General features: G+C 55.7%; 6 protein-coding genes. 2 read left to right on the top strand and 4 right to left on the bottom strand.

Annotated elements, in window-relative coordinates; translation table 11 throughout:
• Window positions 1-138: 138 nt before the first annotated feature.
• Window positions 139-537, bottom strand: a complete 399-nt coding sequence (locus DXB44_RS14200; protein ID WP_110102433.1) for a cysteine-rich VLP domain-containing protein — start codon at window positions 535-537, stop codon at window positions 139-141.
• Window positions 518-694: a hypothetical protein gene (locus DXB44_RS14695; protein ID WP_009296691.1), complete on the bottom strand. Its 177-nt coding sequence runs from the start codon at window positions 692-694 to the stop codon at window positions 518-520. Before DXB44_RS14695 ends, DXB44_RS14200 begins: the two co-directional genes overlap by 20 nt.
• Window positions 695-800: 106 nt before the next feature.
• On the opposite strand from DXB44_RS14695, the gene DXB44_RS14195 reads away from it, so the two are divergent.
• Together DXB44_RS14195 and DXB44_RS14190 are read left to right on the top strand one after the other, a co-directional pair.
• On the top strand, window positions 801-1,079 hold the full coding sequence (locus DXB44_RS14195; protein WP_005924829.1) for a type II toxin-antitoxin system RelB/DinJ family antitoxin: 279 nt from the start codon (window positions 801-803) through the stop codon (window positions 1,077-1,079).
• Window positions 1,076-1,366 carry a type II toxin-antitoxin system YafQ family toxin gene (locus DXB44_RS14190; protein ID WP_002596328.1) on the top strand — a complete coding sequence of 97 codons (291 nt, stop codon included), beginning with the start codon at window positions 1,076-1,078 and terminating at the stop codon, window positions 1,364-1,366. Before DXB44_RS14195 ends, DXB44_RS14190 begins: the two co-directional genes overlap by 4 nt.
• Before the next feature lie 107 nt (window positions 1,367-1,473).
• Here the strand turns inward: DXB44_RS14190 and mobQ are convergent, their stop codons facing one another.
• Window positions 1,474-2,919, bottom strand: coding sequence for a MobQ family relaxase (gene mobQ, locus DXB44_RS14185; RefSeq protein WP_118659092.1), 1,446 nt, complete (start codon window positions 2,917-2,919; stop codon window positions 1,474-1,476).
• Between the two features lie 187 nt (window positions 2,920-3,106).
• The coding region (locus tag DXB44_RS14180) for a DUF3847 domain-containing protein (RefSeq protein ID WP_118659091.1) at window positions 3,107-3,371 on the bottom strand (265 nt) is incomplete at its 5' end.

The raw sequence follows: 3,371 nt of genomic DNA, 5'->3' as shown, positions 1-3,371 counted from the left end.
ATAATATTTTCGGTTGTCTGACATAGGGTTCCTCCTTGGGGGGGTCTCTTGGGATTCTGTACGCATTTTAAGGCCGTTTTAGGGGGCAGAGGATAAATCTATCAGGCCCCCAGCGACACCCTCGAAAAAAGCCTTGATTTACAAGGGGTTTTCAGCCCCTAAAGCGTGACATTTCGCCCTTTGTTTCCGCTTGCGCTGGGCGGCCTTGATACGCTTCATGCGTCCGGCACATTCCGTGCAGTATTTGGCCCGGTTGGAGCCGGGGGTGAACAGCGCCCCGCAGACGGCGCACCGTTTGGCGTCCAGGCGGTGGAACAGGGCCGTTTCCAGTTCTCTGTCCAGCGGCAGCACCGCCGCCCGGAACCACCGGCACAACAGGGAGTAGGAAATGGACTGGACGCAGACACATTCCTCCCCATCATCCAGCGCGATACAGTGGCCGCCGTCATAGTTGCAGCACTCATGTACCAGCCGCCGCGCTCTGCGGTACTGACGGTAGTCCATGACGGGGACGGGTTCAGGCTTGCTTTTTTTCATGCTGGCACTTCCCACACCCGCCGCAGTTGCCGCAGCCCTGGCAGGCATGGGCCTCCGGCTCCGGGCCGGTGGGCGCGTCTGCCGATTCCGGCTGCAAGAGGGCAAGGGGCAGGCGGATATTCAGGTGGATAGTGACGGGCAAAATAATTTGCTTCATACAGTGACCTCCTTCAATGAATTTACTGTTAAATATTCGTGCAAAGTATTGTTTTCTTCGTGCAAATGGCATATACTAAAAGTACCAGCAGAAAGGGGTTGATCGTATGGCTGGAAATACCACAAACATCAGTATCCGCATGGACGCAGATTTGAAAGCGCAAGCGGACGCACTGTTTACTGAACTTGGCATGAACCTGACTACGGCGTTTAACATCTTTGTGCGCCAGTCGCTTCGTGAAGGCGGCATTCCCTTTGAGGTAAGGCTGGAACAGCCGAACAAAGAAACGGTTGCTGCCATGCTGGAAGCGGAAAGGATTGCAAAAGACCCGTCTGTAAAGGGTTACAATGACCTTGACGAGTTGTTTGCTGACCTGAAAAGATGAAAGAAACCAAATATACCGTCAAGTACACGACCAGTTTCAAAAAAGACTACAAACGAGCTATCAAGCGTGGCTTGAAGATTGAGCTGCTGGAGCAGGTCGTAGCGTTGCTGGCAATGGGCGAACCGCTGCCGGATAAGAACCGCGACCATGACCTGTCCGGCGATTGGGCAGGCCATCGGGAATGTCATATTCTCCCGGACTGGCTGCTTGTCTATCGCATAGAAGATGATGTTCTGGTGCTGACGCTGGCCCGCACCGGCACACACAGCGACTTGTTCGGCAAATAAACAGTCTGCCGCCGTATGGGGAAACCTGTACGGCGGTTTTTCTGTATGCAAAGGTATGTCGTGAAGCGCGACGCACTTGACAGGGGTACGCCAAAACGCGGTATCCTTTACCGATTCGGCTCCCGGTTGTGAGACTTGTCCCTTTCCTGTCGGGACAGCTGCTCGGCGGTTTTGCGGAGCCGTTCCACTGCTTTCAAATCCTCCCGCAGGGCTTTCATGGCAAGCGTGTCCGTCTGCTTTCCAGCGGCCAGCTGGTCAATTTCCAGCTGCCATGCCTTTGGGGTGATTGCCTCGCCGCTGTCTTTCAGTTCTTTCAGATACCGGGCCGCTGCGTCATACAGAATCAGTTCCCGGCTGTGGCGCTGTTCAAACTGTTCCCGTTTTTCCGGCTTTACTTTGGCAAGCTGCTTGTGGATGGACTTGTGCTGGTTGTACTGTTCCCACATCTCCCCGCGTTCGGTAAGAATGGCGATCTGGCGCTCGGCCTTGACGATCTTTCCCCGCAGGTCATAGTAACAGCTGTTCATATCAGCGATTTTTTCATGAAGCTGCTGCATAGACTGGATGCCGTTTGCCTGGAAAAAGCTGAATAGTGCAGCGCTTTCCTGCAAAGCCCGGATTTTGCCGGTGCGGGTGTGGGGAGCGTTCAACTGCTGCTGGGCCTCCCACAAGTCAATCATGCTGAGCTGCTGGCCCTCCGGCTTTTTGGCTTCGGCCTTAGACCAGTTGTAAAGGCGGGTAATGCGGGCCTTGATTTCTTTCAGCAGCTTGTTGTCGGCGGCGATCTGCCGGTTTACTTCGCCCTTGTCGGTGCGGATGCCGCGCTTTTCCATTTGGCTGGCGGCTGGCCCCAGATGGACGGAGGGAATCTTATCAATGCCCTGCCGCCTGTAGCTGCGATGGTCAATGCGCTCCGGTCTGCCGGCAGATTCCAGCGTCCGGTTGGTGTAGGCCGCCCACGCTGCCCTCCAAATCTCCACATTTCCTTTATCGTTCCAGTTGGTCGTATCCTCTCGATGATTTTTCCAGCCGCCTTTCCCATCCGGGATACGCTGTCCATTCTCGTCCAGATCGTATGCCTTGCGGCACTTTGCGCCCCACTGTCCATTTTCTTTCAAAGGCCGGAGCGTCAGCATGATATGGACATGAGGGTTGCCGGTTCCCTTGTCATGGATAGCAAAGTCGGCACACATTCCTTTGTCTACAAAGTTGTCCTTCACATAGGCACGCACAAGGGCAAGCTGTTGTTCGCCGGACAGTTCACGGGGCAGGGCTGCTTCAATCTCGCGGGCAAGCTGACTGTCCCTTGCCTTCTCGATTTGCTCCACGCTGTTCCAGAGGATAGAACGGTCTGCAAATTCCGGCGGCGCGTTGGCAGGCAGCATGATCTCCGCATGGACAATGCCGCCTTTCCGGGTGTAGTCGTGGGTCATTCCATCCCATTCATTTGTCAGCTTGGTTCCGCTGCGGTAAGCAGCTGCGGCAACAGCAGAACGGCCCGCACTGCGCTTGATGATACTGACGGGGATATGACAGAAATCTATGGGGAACACCTCCTTTCAGTGAGGGGATAACAGGCTCTGTGGAGCCGGGCATACGCAAAGCGGGTGTCTGGCTGCGCGGGGCGCACAAGGGGTTTGGGGAGTGTAGCGCCCCATCGCGCTCGGAGAGCGCAACAGCCCCCGGCAGGGCGCACGACACCGGCAACGGTGTATAAGTGCGCCCTTGTAAACAAGGGACTTATGGCGTGTCCCCGGATTTTGGCAGGTTTGCAGTCAATTCCGCAGCCCCCGGAAGATGGGACAGGGCAATCAGAAATGCTTTGACCTCTGCGCCGGAAAGGTTGGAAGCCAGCGGGAAAATCCCCTCCAAAACGGCTCCGCGCTCAATCAGGCGGCGGGTGCGAACCCTGCGTTCCTCGTTCCGCTGCTTGTTCTCCAAAATCTTCTTTCGGTTTTCAAGCTGCCGAATCTCCTTCAGGACTTTCTCCCGTTCTTCTTTTTGG

Origin of the sequence: Faecalibacterium sp. OM04-11BH (assembly GCF_003482185.1) — a bacterium.
GTDB classification, from domain to species: Bacteria; Bacillota; Clostridia; order Oscillospirales; family Ruminococcaceae; genus Faecalibacterium; species Faecalibacterium tardum.
The sequence above is the reverse complement of the archived record's forward strand: the minus strand, read 5'-3'. Positions and strand labels throughout refer to the sequence as shown.

Bases quoted from the DNA above. Each gene is read 5' to 3' on its own strand.
- DXB44_RS14200 (WP_110102433.1), bottom strand. From the start codon at position 537: ATGAAAAAAAGCAAGCCTGAACCCGTCCCCGTCATGGACTACCGTCAG.
- DXB44_RS14195 (WP_005924829.1), top strand. From the start codon at position 801: ATGGCTGGAAATACCACAAACATCAGTATCCGCATGGACGCAGATTTG.
- DXB44_RS14695 (WP_009296691.1), bottom strand. From the start codon at position 694: ATGAAGCAAATTATTTTGCCCGTCACTATCCACCTGAATATCCGCCTG.
- DXB44_RS14190 (WP_002596328.1), top strand. From the start codon at position 1,076: ATGAAAGAAACCAAATATACCGTCAAGTACACGACCAGTTTCAAAAAA.